At 38.7% G+C, this 19,638-nt stretch carries 14 protein-coding genes and 1 pseudogene; 10 read left to right on the top strand and 5 right to left on the bottom strand.

Features of this window, described 5'->3' with window-relative positions:
- Positions 1-106: 106 nt before the first annotated feature.
- The gene (locus C1E24_RS14065) at positions 107-2,059 is read right to left on the bottom strand and encodes a methyl-accepting chemotaxis protein (RefSeq protein WP_138482472.1); all 1,953 of its coding nucleotides are present in this window, start codon (positions 2,057-2,059) and stop codon (positions 107-109) included.
- 337 nt (positions 2,060-2,396) lie between these two features.
- Here C1E24_RS14065 and C1E24_RS14060 point away from each other — a divergent pair, with 337 nt between their 5' ends.
- The 3 genes from C1E24_RS14060 to C1E24_RS14050 all read left to right on the top strand — a co-directional run bounded on the left by C1E24_RS14060 (position 2,397) and on the right by C1E24_RS14050 (position 6,580).
- Complete coding sequence (locus tag C1E24_RS14060) at positions 2,397-3,866, top strand: ethylbenzene dehydrogenase-related protein (RefSeq protein WP_240722023.1); 1,470 nt, start codon at positions 2,397-2,399, stop codon at positions 3,864-3,866.
- Positions 3,863-4,513, top strand: a complete 651-nt coding sequence (locus C1E24_RS14055; protein WP_138482470.1) for a DUF1566 domain-containing protein — start codon at positions 3,863-3,865, stop codon at positions 4,511-4,513. Before C1E24_RS14060 ends, C1E24_RS14055 begins: the two co-directional genes overlap by 4 nt.
- A 99-nt stretch (positions 4,514-4,612) precedes the next feature.
- Positions 4,613-6,580, top strand: a complete 1,968-nt coding sequence (locus C1E24_RS14050) for a pre-peptidase C-terminal domain-containing protein (protein WP_138482469.1) — start codon at positions 4,613-4,615, stop codon at positions 6,578-6,580.
- A gap of 54 nt (positions 6,581-6,634) precedes the next feature.
- Here C1E24_RS14050 and C1E24_RS14045 read toward each other — a convergent pair whose 3' ends face one another.
- A complete protein-coding gene (locus C1E24_RS14045) occupies positions 6,635-7,471 on the bottom strand; it encodes an acyl-CoA thioester hydrolase/BAAT C-terminal domain-containing protein (RefSeq protein WP_138482467.1) in 837 nt (278 codons plus the stop codon).
- A gap of 193 nt (positions 7,472-7,664) precedes the next feature.
- Here C1E24_RS14045 and C1E24_RS14040 point away from each other — a divergent pair, with 193 nt between their 5' ends.
- From C1E24_RS14040 to C1E24_RS14030, 3 genes are all read left to right on the top strand, one after another.
- Positions 7,665-8,843: a MerR family transcriptional regulator gene (locus C1E24_RS14040; protein WP_138482465.1), complete on the top strand. Its 1,179-nt coding sequence runs from the start codon at positions 7,665-7,667 to the stop codon at positions 8,841-8,843.
- Between the two features lie 34 nt (positions 8,844-8,877).
- Entirely contained in the window at positions 8,878-9,414 is a 537-nt protein-coding gene (locus C1E24_RS14035) for a DUF924 family protein (RefSeq protein WP_138482463.1), read from the top strand.
- 144 nt (positions 9,415-9,558) lie between these two features.
- The gene (locus tag C1E24_RS14030; protein ID WP_240722022.1) at positions 9,559-10,890 is read left to right on the top strand and encodes a leucine-rich repeat-containing protein kinase family protein; all 1,332 of its coding nucleotides are present in this window, start codon (positions 9,559-9,561) and stop codon (positions 10,888-10,890) included.
- A gap of 55 nt (positions 10,891-10,945) precedes the next feature.
- Here the strand turns inward: C1E24_RS14030 and C1E24_RS14025 are convergent, their stop codons facing one another.
- Entirely contained in the window at positions 10,946-11,197 is a 252-nt protein-coding gene (locus C1E24_RS14025; protein WP_138482461.1) for a TIGR03643 family protein, read from the bottom strand.
- A 285-nt stretch (positions 11,198-11,482) separates the two neighbouring features.
- On the opposite strand from C1E24_RS14025, the gene C1E24_RS14020 reads away from it, so the two are divergent.
- From C1E24_RS14020 to C1E24_RS14010, 3 genes are all read left to right on the top strand, one after another.
- Positions 11,483-12,544 carry a hypothetical protein gene (locus C1E24_RS14020; RefSeq protein WP_138482459.1) on the top strand — a complete coding sequence of 354 codons (1,062 nt, stop codon included), beginning with the start codon at positions 11,483-11,485 and terminating at the stop codon, positions 12,542-12,544.
- Between the two features lie 62 nt (positions 12,545-12,606).
- A complete protein-coding gene (locus C1E24_RS14015; RefSeq protein ID WP_138482457.1) occupies positions 12,607-13,656 on the top strand; it encodes a hypothetical protein in 1,050 nt (349 codons plus the stop codon).
- 250 nt (positions 13,657-13,906) lie between these two features.
- Positions 13,907-14,746, top strand: coding sequence for a delta-class carbonic anhydrase (locus tag C1E24_RS14010; protein ID WP_138482455.1), 840 nt, complete (start codon positions 13,907-13,909; stop codon positions 14,744-14,746).
- 65 nt (positions 14,747-14,811) lie between these two features.
- Here the strand turns inward: C1E24_RS14010 and htpX are convergent.
- Positions 14,812-15,677 (bottom strand): annotated as a pseudogene (gene htpX / locus C1E24_RS14005) (protease HtpX).
- 224 nt (positions 15,678-15,901) lie between these two features.
- On the bottom strand, positions 15,902-17,341 hold the full coding sequence (locus C1E24_RS14000; RefSeq protein ID WP_138482453.1) for a serine hydrolase domain-containing protein: 1,440 nt from the start codon (positions 17,339-17,341) through the stop codon (positions 15,902-15,904).
- Positions 17,342-17,494: 153 nt separating this feature from the next.
- Between C1E24_RS14000 and C1E24_RS13995 the strand changes: the two genes are divergently transcribed.
- Positions 17,495-19,594 carry a winged helix-turn-helix domain-containing protein gene (locus C1E24_RS13995; RefSeq protein ID WP_138482451.1) on the top strand — a complete coding sequence of 700 codons (2,100 nt, stop codon included), beginning with the start codon at positions 17,495-17,497 and terminating at the stop codon, positions 19,592-19,594.
- Positions 19,595-19,638 lie beyond the last annotated feature (44 nt).

Genomic DNA, 19,638 nt, shown 5'->3' with positions numbered 1-19,638 from the left:
TGATTAGCCATCGAACGCTTATAAAGAATTTAACTGGATAGAAAAGGTGATACAAAGTTGCAAATAACAATAAGGTGAAGCTACTATTTAGCTTCACCTTGCAGAGTCAGTTTATATCAAAGCGGCCTACGAGCCTATTAAGGCTATTTGCAAGTTCTACTAACTGAGTTGCACCAGCAGAGAGGTTATCAGCAGCTTCGCCAACATGCTGAGCTGAGTCATTAACCCCAGAAATGGTATGTTTAGTCTCACTTGCCGTATCACCTTGGTGTTTTGCTTGCTCAGCAATTTGCGCAATAAAGTTTTGCACTAAACGAACAGATTCAGCGATTTCGTCAAAACTTTGATGTGCTTGTTCCGAGCACTCAATGGCTTGCTCTGAGTCAGCGACACTAGACGTCATTTGTTGTGAAACACTTCGCGTTTGATCAATTAATTCGGTAAGTACTTTTTCAATATCTTGCGTCGCATCATGAGAGCGTTGTGCCAGTGTTCTTACTTCGTCGGCAACAACCGCAAAGCCTCGGCCTTGTTCTCCTGCACGGGCAGCTTCGATAGCGGCATTAAGTGCTAATAAGTTAGTCTGCTCAGCGATATTTCTAATTACTTCTAGAATATTGGTGATGTTATTTGATTGCTTCTCGAGGTCACTCATAGCGCCGGCTGATTCGCCCAAAGATCCATGAAGCTGTGCAACTTGTGAAACCGTTTGCTTAATTAAATCGTTACCATTTTGTGCGTGAGAATCAGTCGTTTCAATCGCATTTAAAGCATCACCACAGTTTTGGCTAATGGTTATGGCCATGCTTTCTACAGATTCAGTAGTATGTGTTGCTTGCTGCGCTTGGTCTAGTTGTGTCTGGCAGCGTTGTCGAATCTCACTAATGCGTGATTTTGAGCTTTGCGCTTCATCATTTAACGTAGCTGCGTTGTTTTGAATGTCTTTAACCAATTCATTAATTGAATTTAAGAATTGGTTGAACCACGAGGCTAGTTCGCTGATTTCATCGTTACCTATGACTTTAAGGCGTTTCGACAAATTACCTTCGCCTTGTGCTATTTCTTTTAAGCCTTCTGATACCATTTCGATTGGGTAGACAATTTTATTCGCTAACACCACTGCAATAAAGACAAAGACGATTAACATGACCACAGCAATCACACTGATGCTATAAGACATGTTGTAGGCAGAAGACAGAATTTCGTCTTCATCAATGATGGCGACAAACGTCCAATTCAATGCATCTGAATGGTACAACTGAGCAACCATGGTTTTATTGCTTGCTTCAATATTGATCAAAGGCTGATTTTTATTCGTTCTGATCGCATTGAAAATAGGCGAATTTAACTTGTTAATTGATTTGAAGTTGTTATTAGGGTTTTTAGGATCGGCTAGGACTGTGCCTTGGCCATCCAATAACATTAAATACCCAGTTTCACCTAAACGAATGTTGCTCACAATATCAGTGAGTGTTGATAAGGTAACATCTAACGACTGTACACCTATCGTTTGCCCTGACTTTTTAATTGCCGTTGCCACACTCACCATAGCCTGTCCTGTTACACCTTGATATGGCTCAGTAACAATGACTTCACTTGGATTTTGCGTAACTTGTTTGTACCAAGGGCGTTTACGAGGGTCGTAATTTCCTAAGGGTTCGGCAGGATATTGAATAAAACCACCGTATTGAGTGCCCAAGTATACGAACAGCAGCTCTTCATGGGTTTGACCGAACGATTCAAACAATTCAAAAATTTCAGCTTCTTCTTTTCCCGCAGAACGCGGATCCATCATTTTTTCAGCATCAAAGTAAGTAGATGTGTTTTCAGAAACAGAAGTAACAGTGCTACTTTGCGCTAAAAATCGCGCATTATTTTTCATTTGGTCAAAAAATAGGTTAAACGTATTTTCGACCTGTCGTATTTCACTGTTAGAGCTGTCGATGAAGCGCTCTAAAGATTCGGTTTTGGTTTGTGAAATGCTCACAATTGAAATTGCTAAGATAGGGACAATCACGGTTAATACAAAGCTGGCTATCAGCTTTTGGCGCATTCTCATAAATATCACCTCCCGGGTTATTATTTTTATTGTAGATGATTTATTTGAATACTATGGGGAATTAGGGGTATTTGGCAACAGTTAACGATTATTTAACTATTTTTTTGTCACTTATTCCATTTTGTTTAGGTGTGACTGAATTATTACACATAAAAACATAAGAGAAATGTAATTTTTTTGTAAATAAATTCATTTAGGGTGTGGCTCCAATTTTGATACAGCCAAGTGGATAAACAGTTTGCAAGTGAAAAGAGCCAATCGACACCTTTTTATTATTCTGCATTTAATCGTTATGATTTCCGTAACGCTCTCCTTGATAACAGGTTTGAGAGTCAGTTTGTTACAGTATGATCACTTTTCATTTCTAGCCCCTGTTTTACCGCAAGGTAAAATGCACACAGTTCACTATTATTCTGGCGTTACACTTGCTTTAGCGAGTGCATGTTTTATTATTTATCGCTTAACGTTTGATCATAAAGCAGCAAATAACAAGTATCATCGATCAGTAAACTGGTTTGGTTACGTTGTTCTTCTTGTCAGTTTAATCTCGGGGTTTACCCGATGGTTAGACTTAGCCAATGTATGGATCTCAACAGTTCATTACTTGAGTGCTTTAGCGTTCCTACTCTTCTTGATATTGCATAGTTACGTATACTTCTTAACACTAGGCAAAAAATTAGTAGGCAAACTCTTCCAAATAAAAGCGATTGTGAGACTTAAATGGCATCTCATTAGTTTTTGCTTGCTGGCAGGTATTGGCGTATTTATTTTTGATCAGAATAAATCTCTAAGCTTCCAGGTGTTACCACTTGAGCATTCAGATTTTATTGCAATCGATGGGCAAGATTCAGAGCCTTTTTGGCAAAACATCAAATGGAAAGCAATTAACACCTACGGCGGGGCAAATTTCAATAATGGTTATACACCCGTTCAAATAAAGATTGCCAGCAACGATGTCGAGAGCTACTTCTTATTTCGTTGGCAAGATGAGACTAAAAGTCTAACCCACCTGCCATTGGTTAAATTAAATCAACAGTGGCAAGTTAAGCAGCAAGGCTTCCATTCATTCAATGAAACTCGCTATTACGAAGATAAATTTGCAGTCCTGCTTAGTCAGAGTTGTAACCATGGCGGTGACGGCACGGCTCATTTAGGAAAGTCGCCTATTAAAGGCAAACCAGCTAATTGGCATGGCAAAGGCTACCATGGTGCGCTCGATGGCAGAGTGCGTGACCTTTGGCATTGGAAAGCTCTTCGCACTAATGACATGGTACAAATGGATGACAATGTAATAGCGAAGCCAAGAATAGCAAAACCCGGAGATAGGCGGTACACAGCAGGTTACTTTGCGGATGGTAAAGAAAGTGGCGCCTATGTAATGAATTGGTTTTGGTACGGCAAAAACCAAATCACCCCTAAGCGTTTGCCGTTACCTGAATATCAGCACATGTATAAAGCTGATAACCAACATATTGAACAAGCAGTACTGCCTTGGTTCTCAAGTACACCTTATAAACCATTACTAGATACCTACCCTGAAGGCACTTTATTAAGCTCAGTACTTTATCGTTCGAATCGTTTTGAAGGAGACCGAGGCGATGTCACAGCAAAAGGTCATTGGCAAGACGGATATTGGACATTAGAAGTCGCGAGAAGGAATAAAACAGGTTCTGAATATGACGTGGCGTTAGAGCAGGGCGTTTGTTTGTGGGTTGCCGCATTTGACCATGCACAAATCGCACACACTCGTCACCAAAGGCCATTGAAACTGGATTACTCGGCGCTCAGTCAAAAAGTAAAGTTATGATGCTTAAACGATTATTACTTTCTATTGGTTTTTTTACGGTTTGCTTAGCTGCTGGGCATTTAATTCAGAGTGAGCCGAGTTTACCCCTAGATAATAGATTTTATAAAGTCAGTAATAACGGTCAGTTGATGACTGCATGGAAGGGGCCTTGGGCCTGTGTTTATGATGAAAAAGAAAATCTGTTATGGGAAGTGAAGCGAGACGATGAATCCATCCATGACGGTTACTGGAGTTATTCGTGGTTCAACGACCAAATAGGCGTAAAAAATAGCGGCGATTGTTATTTTGAGTCTAGCAAATGTGATACTCAAGACTTGATCCGCAAAGCCAATCAACGTGGGCTTTGCCAAGTAACAGGCTGGCGCTTACCGACAAAACAAGAAGTAGAAGCAATCTTACAAACTCAAGACAAACCTCAGCAAGCAATGCTTTCTACAGATTATTTTCGCCATATAAAAGCGGGCGATTATTGGACACAAGACGAAGAGCAACCCTTAGATGGGCATTATCGCCATCTAGATAAAGGTGCGATTGCGGTCGATTTTTATCAAGGGCGTTTTCATACTCTTCCCTACAGAAATGCTGCATTTGTGATGTTAGTAACTTCCGAATTACCCAATTCGATTAAGGAGGCTAATGCACAATAACCCCGTCAAAATACCAACCCTCAAAATAGACCACTTAATTAAGAGGGTTGGTATATGGCGACTCTTTAAACAGCAGTATCACAATATCAAGGAACAACTATGAAAACTTATAGCAAGGTTGCTATATCATTCGCTTTACTTGGTGCGTTTAACGCGCAAGCAGGCAGTAAATATCATCGACTCATTTGGGATAACGCCCCACAGAGTCAAGCGACTATCGGCTTCACACCTGATGGCAGCACAAATCATTATGTCAAATATGGCGTATCGACAGATGAGTCTTTATGGCAAAGAAAGAACGTGACAGCTAGCCATACTTTTGATGGTTCACTACAAAGTAAATTTGTAAAGCTCACAGGGTTATCAGCGAATAAAGCCGTGTATTATCGCGTCTGTGATGATTCGGGCTGCGGTCAACGTCTATGGTTCAAAACAGCCCCAAATGACAGCTCTCCCTTTGTCGCAATCGCTGGTGGAGATACACGTACTGGATGGACGAATCGACAAAATGGCAATAAGTTAGTCGCTAAGATCCGTCCACTGTTTATCATGCATGGCGGCGACTATACCAATGCTAACACCGCTTCTGAAATGAGCAGTTACCTCAATGATTGGCAACTTACTTTCTCTTCAGATAGCATCGACGGGCTGGGTTACAAACGGATCTACCCGTTTGTTGCTACACATGGTAATCATGAAGATGATAACTACAAAACACTGTGTCAGGTGTTTGGTGTGGATTACGACAACAATAATGTGTGTGACGCTAAAGATACCTATGGTGCATTTAACGTTTCGCCATTATTACGTGTATATACGTTAAATTCTCAATATAAAAACTCGGGCTGGTCGAGTTATGCAACAGCAATGAATAATTGGTTGCAACAAGATCTGCAAAGCTCTGGTGGCTCTGCAAGTTGGCGTGTAGCACAATACCATAAGCCAATGTTTCCGCATTATTCTGGTAAATCAGACAACACCATTTTGCATACTTGGTGGGCAAATCATTTCTATAACCATAAAATGAATTTGGTGGTTGAATCTGATACGCACATCAACAAAGTGACACAAGCACTGAAACCAAGTGGTAACAATTTTACGAGTACAACCAGTGGCGGTACTGTGTTTGTAGGGGAAGGAAGTTGGGGGGCGCCTGCCCGTAGTGCCAACGATCCTAAATCTTGGACGATTGATCTTGCTAGTATTCAACAATTCAAAGTGCTGACGGTATCAAGTGATAAGCTTGATGTGAGAACTGCACAATTTAACTCTACTGCAAACACACTTTCAAAAGCTGAACGAGATGCAAGTCCAACCTTACTACCCAATAATGTTAATTGGTGGTATGCCTCAGGGGCAGGTGATGTACTTAACTTAGTTAAAGCGACTAACGGATTAACTAAAATTGATACAGGTGTTATTGATCCACCAGTGGGTGATACGGAGTTAACAAATGGTGTTGCTGCAACAAATATCAGCGGCAATAAATCGCACGAACTCGGTTTTTATATTGATGTGCCAGTTGGTCAGAATACTCTGTCTATTGAAATGTCTGGCGGTACAGGTGATGCCGACATGTATGTGCGCTATGGCAGCAAACCAACGTCGAGTACATACGACTGTCGCCCGTATAAAAATGGCAATAATGAAACTTGTAGTATTGACGCTGTGAAAACGGGAAAATACTATGTGGTCGTTAAAGGCTACAGTGCATTTAGCGGTGTGAGTTTAAAAGCAACCTATAGCAATAATGGTGGCGGTGGTAATGGCGGGTCTGATACCTTTACTAACCTGTCTGCGAGTACCGATAAATGGCAATATCGAAGCGCAACTTTACCTAGTGGTATAAGCAAAATGACGGTCACTATTTCTGGTGGCACGGGAGACGCGGACCTATATGTTAAAAGTGGTTCTGCCCCCAATAGTTCAAGTTATGAATGTCGCCCTTATAAAGATGGCAACAGTGAGACATGTACGCTCACAAACCCAAAAGCAGGCGAGTGGCACTTTGGCGTAAAAGCCTATAAAGCCTATTCGGGTGTGACTTTAAGTTATAGTTATGAGTAAATTCTAATTATAAGTAAAAGAAAGCCAAGCACGTGCTTGGCTTTCTTTTTTTGGTTATAGTGTTTTTACAAAATGATTAATTATCGAAAGTTTAATTTCAGGTGCTGTTTCTTGGCTAAAACCATGACCTGTCTTATATGCGTTATGGATCACGGTATGTTTAAACTTATGACTTTCTAGATATGCTTTTATGTCATTCGACATTTTATAAGAGGGCCATACTTGATCGTACTCAGCTGAGATAAGTAAAATTGGACCATTGATTTCCTCAAAGTTAAATTGAGCCTCGTTTGATTGTTTTTTATCGTTTAATGCAACAGAGAAACGGTCAATTAGCTTTGCTTCTTTGCTTAATCCAAGACTCAGTGCTGGAATATCTTTATTTTGGTAAGTCCAAGCTGAGCGTGCTTTTGTCATACCATACCAAGCGACCTTACTGGGAGTAGTAACAACCACTGATTTTATCCGCTTATCCAAACTTGCCATCAAAAATGCAGCTTCACTGCCTCGCGAGCCTGCGACAACACCTATTTTATTTGCATTAATCTGCTTATGGGTTGTGACATAATCAATTGCATCTAAAAAATATTCCAAAGGTATTTGGTCTAGTGTTTTTGAGATCCCTGGCGCATCAAAATAAGCAAGTGCTAAAACTGCGACACCATGCGGGGCAATCATTTCTCCATTCGCTTTACCTGTGCTAATACCGCCTTCAGAGCCGCCAAAAGCAATGACCACCGGCACGGCTTTGGTTGATTTAGGTAGGTACAACTCAGCAACTAAATTTTTATAATTGACTTTTTCGATTGAATAGGTGGCATCCTCTGCAAGAGCATTTTGTATCACAAGAAGGGCGATTGTAATGAGTAAAAACCGAATTGACTTATACATTTTTATTTCCTTTAAAGTTTTGTTTAGTTTATTCAGAAAAAACTGAAAGTTAAAGGCTGAAATGTAACCAATTATAATTTTTTAATGTTTTATAAAGATTTCTTTTGACCTGTCTATAGCTATACACTTTATGCTCTCATTATCAAAACAAGCTAATCTTAAATACGATTTAATTCATTCACAATGGGCTTATATGTTTTTAATCTCAGAGCTGGCTAAGCGAGTAGGTGTATCAAGAACGACGTTGTTGTACTACGAAAAATTAGGGGTCATTAGAGGTCAACGCTTAGACAATGGTTACCGGGTTTATACCGAATTGGATGCTCAGCGTTTAACTTTAGCCATGCAGTTACAAGCTGGTGGATTATCACTTAAAGAATGTATTGCCTGCCTGAATGGTAAAATAGATAAAGGTATTTTAAGTGAAAGACTGCATTTGTTAGATGAAGAAATAGTGCAAAAACAGAAAGCGAGAAAATTACTTTCTGGTTTACTGGGGGAAAGTTCTAATCGTGACTTTCATGCGCAATTAAATGAACTTGCTCCACAAGCGCACTATGAATGGTTATTACAGCAGGGCTTTACTGAAAAAGAAGCGCAAAGAATAAGGTGGTTATCAAAAGATATGAATACACACGACCAATATATGCAAGACTTCCTAACCGTTTTTGAACCTTTGACGCGTTGGGGCCCCGGAGATGAAAGTGACACGCTCAAAGCGATGTCATATATTTCAGATAATGCTGATAGCATTTTAGAAATAGGTAGTGGTAAAGGTTTATCGACTTGTTTATTGGCAGAGCACTCTAATGCACAGATCACAGCCATAGATAACGAGCCCATTGCGGTAACAAACTTAGTAGAGCTGATAGATAGTAAGGGCTACGCTGAACAGGTTACTCCCATGTGTGCGAGCATGTCTGAACTGCCATTTAAAGCACATAGTTTTGATGCAATTTTGGCAGAAAGCTGTGTCTATATTATGGGTTTTGAAGAGGCCCTAAAGCAATGGCAAACAGTGCTCAAGGCAGATGGTTTGATTATTGTCAGTGATTTAGTTTGGCTAACTTCGAAGCCAAATGAAAAGTATCAATCATTTTGGTCGACTGAATATCCAGCAATGACAAACGTTGATACGCGTTTGATGCAAGCTAAAAAGCTGGGTTTTGAAGTGTTAGATGACTTTACAATTAGTGCTAAAGCTTGGCAAAACTATTGGCAGCCCTTGCAAGCAAGGGTGAATGCGCTAAAAGCCAGTATGCCAGAGTCTCAGGCAATCAAAGATATTCAAAGAGAGCTCGATATTTATCAATCACATGATGGGTCGCAGTTCGGTTATCATTTCTTTGTGCTAAGAAGAAAAGAGTTATAAAGTTAAGCATAAATAGTTAGTTAGGATGTTCGTTATGTACCAACAAGTATTCGATTTTTGGTTTAATGAAATCTCACCAAAGATGTGGTGGCAAAAAGATTTAGCGTTTGATACTGAAATTGTTCGACGCTTTGGCGCATTACATCAACAAGCGGTTCTAGGAGAGTTGTTTGAATGGCGAGAGAATGCAGAGTCTAGTCTTGCAGAAGTGATTATTCTCGATCAATTTTCAAGGAATATACATCGAGATACGCCACAAGCTTTTGCTGCAGATCCGCTCGCCTTGGCACTTGCTCAGCAAGCCATTAAAAATGGTTTTGATAAATTAGTTGAGGTTGAGAAACGTAGCTTCTTTTATCTGCCATTCATGCACAGTGAGTCAAAACGCATTCATGAAGAAGCAGTAAAGCTCTATACTGCACATGGCAACGAAAATAATCTAGAGTTTGAACTTAAACATAAAGTGATCATAGACAGGTTTGGCCGTTATCCACATCGTAATGAAATTTTAGGCAGAGAATCTACCCAAGAAGAAATCGCTTTTTTGCAAGAGCCAGACTCGAGCTTTTAGGCTTTTTATAAACTAACTGACAAAGTGCGTATTAATCGCGCTTTGCTTGTTTTGAAGCTAAAAAATAGAATATGCTTCGTCATTACTGAATCATTCATAAAGATAAGTTAAACTCTCGCCTTTAATTTTAGGAGGCGAAGAAGCGTGATCTCAGGACTAACAGCAGCAGAGCGACAATGTCATAATCTAAATGATTTAAAAGCAGGGAAGTACCAAGGTTACAAAAGGCTGCAATTAGTCGAAAACTTATCTGAATTTCCTGAAGAAATCCTTTCTTTATCAAACACACTTGAAGTGTTAGATCTCTCAAATAATCTGCTATCAGAATTACCAGACAGCTTTGTTCAACTCAAAAACTTAAAAGTACTATTTTTATCGTTTAATCAGTTTAAAGTTTTCCCTGACGTGTTAGGAAAATGCATCAATTTAGACATGGTTGGATTTAAATCGAATCAAATCGAGTCAATCAGTGAAACATCACTACCAAGAAACTTACGCTGGTTGATTTTAACCGACAATCGTCTAACTCAATTACCACACAGCTTTGGTCAATTAAGTCAGCTAAAGAAGTTAGCATTAGCCGGCAATAAACTTGCTTCAATTCCAGAAAGTTTTACACAGTGCAAGCAATTAGAGTTAGTTAGACTTTCAGCAAATGAACTAACTTCAGTCCCAGCGGGTTTATTTAAACTGCCAAAATTGGCATGGTTGGCGCTATCTGGTAATCCATTGGTTGGTGAGCACAAAGTACATTCAGGTATTACCCAGTATGAACAGAATGATATTGTACTCAATGAGCAAATAGGTCAGGGCGCATCGGGTGTAATTTATCAAGGCAAATTAACTAATGCTGACACTGACACTGACATTGCCATTAAGGTGTTTAAAGGCGGAAAAACCAGTGATGGTTACCCAGAAGATGAGTTAAATGCTTGTTTAACAGCGGGTCAGCATGAAAATTTAATCAATACATTTGCGCATATTTCAGAACCAGATTTCTTGGCCCTACTTATGGATTTAATACCAAAAGGCTATGAAAATCTTGGCCTGCCACCAAACTATGAAACCTGTACAAGAGACACATTTGTTGAAGGCACGCAATATTCTATTGAAACAATCAGCAACATTGCTAAACAGTTAGCAGATGTATTATCGCATTTACATAATCAGCAAGTCAGTCATGGTGATTTTTACGCACATAACACAATGATTAATGAACAGGGACATGTGATGTTCGGTGATTTTGGCGCTGCGACGCAGTTACATAATTTGTCAGGAGTTCAGCAACAGCAATTTGAGCGAATTGAAGTCAGAGCGTTTGGTAATCTGTTAGATGATTTGCTGAAACAAAGCCAGTTAAATGAAAGTGATAACAGCACGATAGCTAAGCTAATATCCCTTAGAGATGCATGTTTGAATGACAATATTACGCTTCGACCAAACTTTGCAGACATCAAAGTTTTATTGGCTGAATAAGCTCTCAAATTATATTTGCAAAATAAATCAATCAGAAACGTAATATGGGCACTATTTAGCGGTGCTTATATTGCGTTTTACAATATCCGCGTGAAATGTCAGGGTTGCGTAACTTTAAATGTTTAGTTTCTCGTCCTGCCATGCGTTTTCGCCACATTTTGAAGCTGCTGGGTTTCATTTCTTTACGCATTAAATTAATAACTTGCGTTTCATTTAAACCATAAAGCGAATTTATTGCTTCAAATGGTGTTCTATCTTCCCACGCCATTTCGATTATGCGTGAAACTTCATGCTCTAATAAATCCATACTTTTTTAAATTTTATAAAAACAACCCTGTTTCTACGGAAAACCCTCAAATTTAGATTTATAAATTTTTTATTTTAATGAGTCAGTTAAGCCGAATTACCTTCAATAAACTTTCAAATCTCTGACATAAAACGTGAATGAATGTAAATGAAATATTGCAAATGTTTATATTTCGATCTAATACTCTAAATACGTCTGGACAGATGTCATACCAGATGTCGCACGGGAAACCTGATTTCGCGTAATCGAAATCAGGTTATTTTTGCAAGAAACTTGGAGGTTGCAATGGGCAATCTGAACACAATGAAAATAACAAGCTTAGTTTTTGCAGTATGGGCTTTAACACTAACTAATGTTGCAAGTGCAGCAAATTATAAAACTGTTTTAATTCATGGTTTTCAACCGCAACAATTATTGTTTGGTTCGCCAAATTCAGTTAGCAGTGATGGCGAGAGCTATTGGGCAGATTATTGGGGCGCTTTGGCTGATGAAAGAATAGATTGGCCCTCGTTTGAACGCGTTAAAGGTAAAATTGCCACAGACTACGTTTGGCCAAAATTAAAGTCGATGAGTGAACGTGGCGTATGTGATCAAGGTTGTGTACTTGTTACACACTCAACAGGTGATCTGGTCGCACGCTATATAATTGATAACCAAGCAAACTGGTTAAGTGCAGCAGGACTTAAGCCGCTCAATATAATTGCAACATTTGATATTGCAGGTGCTGGTGGCGGCAGTGAATTAGCTGATTTGGCAGTGAATGTGACTCAAGGTGCAACATCTTGGAACCCCCTGATAGAAGCTGCTTTGCAGGCTTGGTTGGGCGGCCCATTAACCGATAAATTAGGTGTTTTGAACGACCTTAAAGTAAATAACGCGCGTCAATTGGCAGCATTACCGAGTGACAGAGCACCAAGACTTAGATTCGTAGGTGAGGGCGATCTATTCCTCGGTGCGACAAAGTTATTTTTAAAAGGCAAAGATGATAGCGTAGTAGCCTCGCATTCGAGTTGTGGTTCAAGTAAAGCTGGTGACTTCGGTAGCTGCTCTTCAAGCATCGCTTTTAATGGCAAGATTTCATCACAAGGTGATGCAGTGACAAGCTTTATGCCAAATCACTATCCAATGTTGATGTCTGATAACTATGATCATTTATCTATCATTCTGAACAAGCAAAGAGGAAAGGTGACAGCGGCGAATGACGCTTTAAGATTGGATAATGGCGATACAATTTCATTTTCTACTTATCAGCAAGATTATGGATTTTGGATCTTTAAAACACATTACAAATATGTGAGTCAATCTGACTCTCAAAGTATGTCTAAATTGATTTACAACACGTTATAAATTTTCAAATTGAGTAATGTTATTAAGGCCGTATAAATTTACGGCCTTATATGGTCAACACTATGCAAAAGAACAAAATCGTCGTTGGACTCGTTGCTATTAGCTGTATAAGCATTTGGTATTTTTTAGGTTCGAAACAAAACATTGTAAATCGATCACATACAGCGATAAAAACAGCAAATGTAATCAACCAAGTTGATGAAATGGAATCTTCGCAAGAAACCATTCCAGAGACAAACAAGCCTATGCCTACCAGCTTTGATCAGTCAGTCGTTGAATCTGCTAAAATCATCGCAACTAAATACGAGCAAACGTTAAAATTTCCGCCTTATTCTCATCCGCTTTCCTTAAATGACTTTAGTCTGTTAAATCCAAATTATTTCGAGCCAGTGACTATGGTCACGCAAGATAATAATGTCAAAATATCCATGGTGCTAAATAAATATCATTTTGTTGCACCTGAGACTATTAAGGTTCTGGTCAAAGGAAGCGATATTTATGGTGTGAAGTTGAAAGTTCAGAATGCTGATACGCGTAAGACCCTATCTAGTTATACGATGCAACACTCACAAGATGGATACATTACAAAAATACGGGGCGACAGTGAGTATCCTACAAACTTACAGATCACTGCATTGGCGAATGTGAATGGCGATGAAATCCCACTGGTTGCGCAAATTAATTACAACCAAAAGAGTGCGACGATCATTGGAGGCTCACAGCCATATGTTGAGGAGGCAGATCTGGTGTTTCCGATTGACATTAATGTTGAAGAGTCCGGGTTATACAGAGTAAGAGCCAATTTATTTTCCGCGGGTAAACCGCTTGCATCTTTAGTAACCGAAACAAGATTGGCGTCGGGTAATAAACAGGCAATGTTAAAAGCGCATCAAAGTGTGTTGTCAAATAGTAGTCAATATGAACTCACTACATTTACCATTGAAAAACGCTCAACACACCCTGCAGAGCCTTCACGCTTTGGAAAGTCAGAAATACAGAAACTTATTTTTCAAAGCATAGATATTACAACAATTGAGCGAACTGCCTATGTCCCCAGTGAAAATGAGAAAAAGAGACTGTCTTTTTTAAAGAATATGACGAACAAAGGCTGAGTTTTTAAAAAGCAAATTTTTTCGTTAGAGTTGTTTTTGTAAGAGTAAAATTTATTGATAAACAAATAATATCGAATCGAATGCGTGTTTTTCCGTATTTGTTCCTGTTTTGGTGTTATTTGTCTCATTTAAATTTCTATTTTGGGTAATTAAGCATAATTCGACCCAGTTTTAATGATTAAGTATTTCCAATTGTATCTAGATGTTTCTAGGGCATTAGAAGTGCAAAACTAAATAACTGGGAAAAATTATGAAAATGAAATCTCTATTAGCAATGAGCATTGCCTCTGTGCTTTCGTTTGCTGCTACAGCAGATGTATCTGACAAGGTGATTGCAGATCAGCGTGCTAACCTAGCTAAAAATACCGAGGGTAAAGGTTTTGGCCCGCAATCTCCGCGTGATATTGATACTTTAGAGGGAGAAAACAACATCGCTTTTAATGCTGCGCCTTCTCATAAAGAAATGAACTTGTGTAACATCCACTTCCATAAAAATGCTGAGCATAAAGGCGGCGAATTCACTAAATATGCTGGCAATGGTAACGGTAAAGGTTTTGAAACTGGATTTGTTTATAACGGTGAACTTTCGAAGAAAGAGTTAAAAGCAGTTAAAGGCCAAATTTGTCCTTCTAAAACGGGTGGTCTATTCCCGGGCGACACCATTGAACTTCACTATGTTCATACAACAGCGCAAGTAAAACCAGGCCCAACACTGGGTGCTTGTTTAAGCGACTCAATTGCTAATCCACAATTACGTGTAGAAGCGCAAGTGTATGTACTTGTAAACGACAAAAATGCGTTAGATTTTGATGATTTAACAAAGTTTGGTAAGCAAAATGGCTACTACCAAGCGCTGAATATTCCTAACTTTACAGGTGCGCCAGTACAATATGCGGGTTCAACAACGGGTCCAAGCTACAATGAGCAAGGTTCGCCTTTACAAGTGAGCTGGAGCGTTCGCCCACGTGTTGCTAAGGTAAATATCGAGACAGTCGGTGAGTGGTGTAAAGGTAACGCATTCAACGAAGACCACGCTCATGGTGTGCGTAACCTAGTTGTTAATCCGGCGCTTATTTCAGACATTGAATAAGGCAGACTGAGAAGAAGTATAAAAAGGAGTACTAGTTAGTACTCCTTTTTTAATGTTATTGACGGTTATCTCAGCGCATTAATACGCTGTTCAAGTGGTGGGTGAGAAGCAAACATATCAACAATGCTCTTACCAGATGCAATACCAAACGCCATCATTGAGCCTTCAAGCTGTGATTCATGGTTGGTACGCAGGCGCTCAAGTGCTGCTCGCATTTTATGTGCACCAACTAATTGCGCTGCACCACTGTCTGCAGCAAATTCTCGTTTACGACTAAAGTAAGCCACTACGACTGAAGCTAAAATGCCAAAGATGATTTGGAAAATCATATCAAAAATGAAATAAGTCCAACTTCCACCACTGTTTTCACCTTCTTCATCGCTGTTTAAGAAGTTATCAACGATACCTGCAAGTACTTTAGAGATGAAGATAACAAAGGTATTCACAACACCTTGTATCAAAGTCAGGGTAACCATATCGCCATTAGCAACGTGAGAAACTTCATGAGCAAGTACAGCTTCTGCTTCATCACGGGTCATGTTGTGCATCAGCCCTGTACTTACAGCAACTAGGCTATTGTTTTTACTTGGGCCAGTTGCAAACGCATTCATTTCTGGGCTGTCGTAAATTGCCACTTCAGGCATTTTAATACCTACTTGCTCAGCTTGCGCGCAACCGTTGTCATTAACCAATGTTCAATTTCATTTCTTGGTTGCTCAATGACATAAGCTCCAGTCGATTTCTTGGCCATCCATTTCGACATGAATAGTGAAATGAAAGCACCACCAAAACCAAAAACTGTAGATATCATTAAAATACCACCAAGGCTTCGGTTACTAATACCAAAGACACTCATCAGGATGGATAAGACAACACCTAACACGATCATCACCGCTAGGTTTGTAATTAAAAACAACACGACTCGTTTCATAAGACCCCTCAAAAATAAAGCCAATCAGTAATTTGTGCGATTATTTGTATTAAAGTTCAATATTTATCAATATATGGGCGAAATGTTTCGTTTAAATAGTTTCAAACAAAAATTTAAATTTGTTGAAATCTAAATACGTTAATTTTGTGGTTTGGGTTTGAAATAGTGAGGCTATGAAACAGCCAGGATAAAATCCTAGCTGCTTATGGTGAAGTGAAGAATAATTACAGTCGTTTCATAAGTTGGTTTACTTTTGCGATAACAGGCCAAGCTGAAGACTCATAATTACCTAACACAACTAAGATATAGCCTTTTTCTTGATACATATTTAAACGAGCGGTCATACCGAGGTGCTGACCGTTATGACCAATAATGGTATTTTCTTCGTCGCCTCTTATTGAAAAGCCATACCCCCAGTTATTAGCATTAAGCTCTGGTTTTGCACTTAGTGCTTGTTGAGCGAGGGATTTGCTTATTAATTTGCCATTTTGCAGTGCAATCGCAAATTTATGAAGATCTGACACTGTAGAGTAACCCCCGCCAGCAGGGCCACCCTTAACAGATTGAAACATTAAATTCTCGGTGATTTGGCCGGTTTCTACTGAAAACCAATAGTTCCTTGCCGTATTCTTGACGGGCACGTCTAAGTCAAAACTGCCGCTATTACGCATATCTGCTTTTGCATAAACGTGTTTGTTAATGTAGTCGAAATAGCTTTCACCGGTCACATTTTCGATAATTTTCCCAAGCAGCATCATACCATTATTGCTATATCGCCATCTTGAACCGGGTTCAAAGGTCGTATCAATGGAAGGAAGTAGGGGGGTTATATCTTTTAATGATCGGACTTTATTTTGAATTGCATTAAAGCCTTCTCCATTTCCAATACCCGATGTATGACTCAGTAAATGTTTAATTTTAATTTTTGAGAAATCTCCTTCACCTAAAAGGGTTGGGTCAATATACTTTGTCATAGGGTCGTCTAGTGACATTTTACCTTGTTCAACTAGCTGCAAAATAGCAGTACTGGTAAACATCTTATTCATCGAACCAATTTGGAATTTGGTATTTAAATTATTTGGTACATCGTAACGTCTTGAAGCTAATCCGTGTGCAGCAGAGAAGAGCACTTTGTCACCTTTAGCGAGTAAAATAGCGCCAGAAAACGCGCCGTTATTCGCCAATCTGGTACTATAGCTTTTTATTTCTTCGACAAATCTATCATCCGATAATTTAGAAAGATGAGAGGTGTCTTTTGGGCTTTCCCCAATATACCAACCTGTTATAGCGCGCTGTTGCTCATTATTGAAATAGATTACCATGCGGTATTGCATATCAATGTTTTTAGAATAAAGCGTACTAATATGTTGTAAGCCATTTTCTGTTTTTTCCAATTTAGAATCCAAGACTTCTAAATTGCCAAGGTAAAGTGCTTTATTCATTGAGTAGCCAACATACCTGTCTTTGCCCGTTCCTTCCCAACGTGAAAGCGCATCTTTTGAGAAATGAGAAACCACAAAGTTTTCTATGTTAAACAGGTTTTGACTATTCAGTGTGGTTAAAAAATCATCCGCCACTTTGTTGTGATTTAGAGTATTTTCAGCAGCAACTGAGGCGCTGCTAACAACTGCTAGTAGAGATAGTGCAATAAAAGTTCGCTTCATGTTGTATTCCTTTTGTATTTAATTGATTAATATGGCTGTCTGCCTTGGTGACTGTTTTACTTTTTTATTTGCAAGCAGGCGATGATGAAGCCATTAAGAACAGATTAAAAAAGGCTTAAGGAAAATATAACTAATAATTACAAAGAGATAAGATTGGATTTATCATATACAAATTTACCAAAAAAAATTTCTATCAATGAATTTAGAGTTGATTTTGGAACCGGACAAATTTCGACAGATACAAAAATAGAGGTAATAGAGCCAAAAGTAATGGATTTGCTAAGGGTACTTTGTGGTGCACCTAGACAGGTTCATAGCGCTGAAGTTTTATTTGAAAAAGTTTGGCCCAAATCTATTTACAGCCCTAACTCAGTCAGAAGGAACATAGCTTTACTGAGACAAGCATTATCCGATGAAGATAAAACACTAATTAAAACCCACCCCAAAAGAGGATATAGTCTAGAAGCCTCGATTAAATTGATTGATAGTGCGAATGAAAAAACAGAACAACAAGGCTCAAGCTTAGAAGCTGAAAAGTCTGCATTACTCAAGATAAAGCCATCAAACTTGGCTTTGATATCCTTAATATTATGTATTGTCGCGGTTTCTAGTGTGGTTTTATTCAAACCTCAAAAGTCAAAAATTCAGCTTTTAAACCTGAGTCCGATCACATCTAGCAATGATAAAGAGCGTTATATGCAGGTTAGTCCTGATGGTCGCTATATGGCTTATATTCAGAGTGGACTTAGTCAAAGCGGACCTAGTCAACGCAGGCTACTATTGAAAGACCTTGTAACTCAAAAGGAGTGGCCTTTAAGCCAAAATGCTAAAGCTTATACATATCTTGCATGGGACATGCATTTAAATAGTATTGTTTATTCCTCAAAAGAACAAAATAGCATCTCTTTTAATCGTATTTTACTGGATGCACAACGAAAGCCAGTTTCGGATCAAGTATTATTTCAGCGCCAAGATATCACTTGGAATAGTGTATTTTTTATTGATGATAATCAAAAGCTTTATTACCTAGCTAATCAAAACAGTTCTGAGCACAGTCGTAATGTGAGCTTATATAAACACAATTTAAACACGGGACTTTTAGAGATACTTTTAGAGCCAAATGATGACTATAAGCCATATAAAATTTCCCTTTCTCCAACCCAGTCACATCTTGCCATAATAGGATTTAATAGGGATGGCATTTCTGAAGTAAAGAGCTTATCGCTGGACTCTAAACACATAACGACCATCGCTGAGATTGATCACAACTGGCACTTCTTATCTTGGTTTGAGAACGAACACGCTCTGCTTTTAAGTAATGGTAGCCAGCTAAAACAATTAAATTTGTCAGGTGACATAACAACACTCGACTATAAGAGTTATAACTTCCTTGTTTACCCTCAGATAGTTAAAAGCAAGTTATATTTCATTGAGGCCAAATCAGATCAAGACATTCTGAAAACAGATCTTCAAACGTTGGCAGAGCCAATAAAAGTTGTAGATTCAAATACGGTTGATATGAAGCCGAGTTTGTCACCCGATAGTTCTAGTATTGCTTATATATCTCTCAAAAATGGCTTGCCGCAAATATTTATAAGGGACACTTCAACGGGTCAAGAACGCCTAGTATTTCAAAATAAAGAAAATGAATATGCTCTGACTCAGACATTTTGGGATGAACAGGGACAACGACTTGTAAGTAGCATCAACAATAAACCTTTTATTATTCATCTTGAAGAAAAGCATCATTCTTTGCAGTGGCTAGATAAAATAATAGGTGTACCAAAAGCATGGTACCAACACTCAGAAGCTATTTTATTTGTTGATAAAAGTACTCATAATGACAATCTCAACAGATTTAATTTAAATACTGAAGTATCTCAAAGCTTAAATATCGAGTTGGCAAAAAAACAAGTTTTCTTAGACGCTAAAGACAACTTAATAAGTTTGTCAGAGGGTCAAATAATTGATCACACTAATGACGAGGAGCTTCTGAAAGGTGTTGAGGGTATCAAACGTGTTTACCCGCATTACCAAGGCTTTTCTTATCTGGTAAAAAAAGGCTCAGAAACACACCTTGGTTTTTATGAATATAACTCTCTTACTAATAACAACAATGAAATGCAAAGAGAATCACAAAAGTTCTGTGATTCATGGTGTGAAAGAATAACGAGTATATCAGACAAAGTAATTTTGCTTGAACAAAGCAGCAATTCAGCTGATATTCTTGAGCTTGATATTAAAAGCATTTAGTGATGGAGGCTTAAAGCTATTAAAGCTATTAAAGGTGAGATTGT

Source organism: Pseudoalteromonas phenolica, assembly GCF_005876835.1.
Classification (GTDB): domain Bacteria; phylum Pseudomonadota; class Gammaproteobacteria; order Enterobacterales; family Alteromonadaceae; genus Pseudoalteromonas; species Pseudoalteromonas phenolica_B.
This window is presented reverse-complemented; position numbering and strand designations above follow the sequence as displayed.

Coding starts and splice junctions, on each gene's coding strand:
- C1E24_RS14065 (WP_138482472.1), bottom strand. CDS start 2,059: ATGAGAATGCGCCAAAAGCTGATAGCCAGCTTTGTATTAACCGTGATT.
- C1E24_RS14055 (WP_138482470.1), top strand. CDS start 3,863: ATGATGCTTAAACGATTATTACTTTCTATTGGTTTTTTTACGGTTTGC.
- C1E24_RS14050 (WP_138482469.1), top strand. CDS start 4,613: ATGAAAACTTATAGCAAGGTTGCTATATCATTCGCTTTACTTGGTGCG.
- C1E24_RS14045 (WP_138482467.1), bottom strand. CDS start 7,471: ATGTATAAGTCAATTCGGTTTTTACTCATTACAATCGCCCTTCTTGTG.
- C1E24_RS14040 (WP_138482465.1), top strand. CDS start 7,665: ATGTTTTTAATCTCAGAGCTGGCTAAGCGAGTAGGTGTATCAAGAACG.
- C1E24_RS14035 (WP_138482463.1), top strand. CDS start 8,878: ATGTACCAACAAGTATTCGATTTTTGGTTTAATGAAATCTCACCAAAG.
- C1E24_RS14025 (WP_138482461.1), bottom strand. CDS start 11,197: ATGGATTTATTAGAGCATGAAGTTTCACGCATAATCGAAATGGCGTGG.
- C1E24_RS14020 (WP_138482459.1), top strand. CDS start 11,483: ATGGGCAATCTGAACACAATGAAAATAACAAGCTTAGTTTTTGCAGTA.
- C1E24_RS14015 (WP_138482457.1), top strand. CDS start 12,607: ATGCAAAAGAACAAAATCGTCGTTGGACTCGTTGCTATTAGCTGTATA.
- C1E24_RS14010 (WP_138482455.1), top strand. CDS start 13,907: ATGAAAATGAAATCTCTATTAGCAATGAGCATTGCCTCTGTGCTTTCG.
- C1E24_RS14000 (WP_138482453.1), bottom strand. CDS start 17,341: ATGAAGCGAACTTTTATTGCACTATCTCTACTAGCAGTTGTTAGCAGC.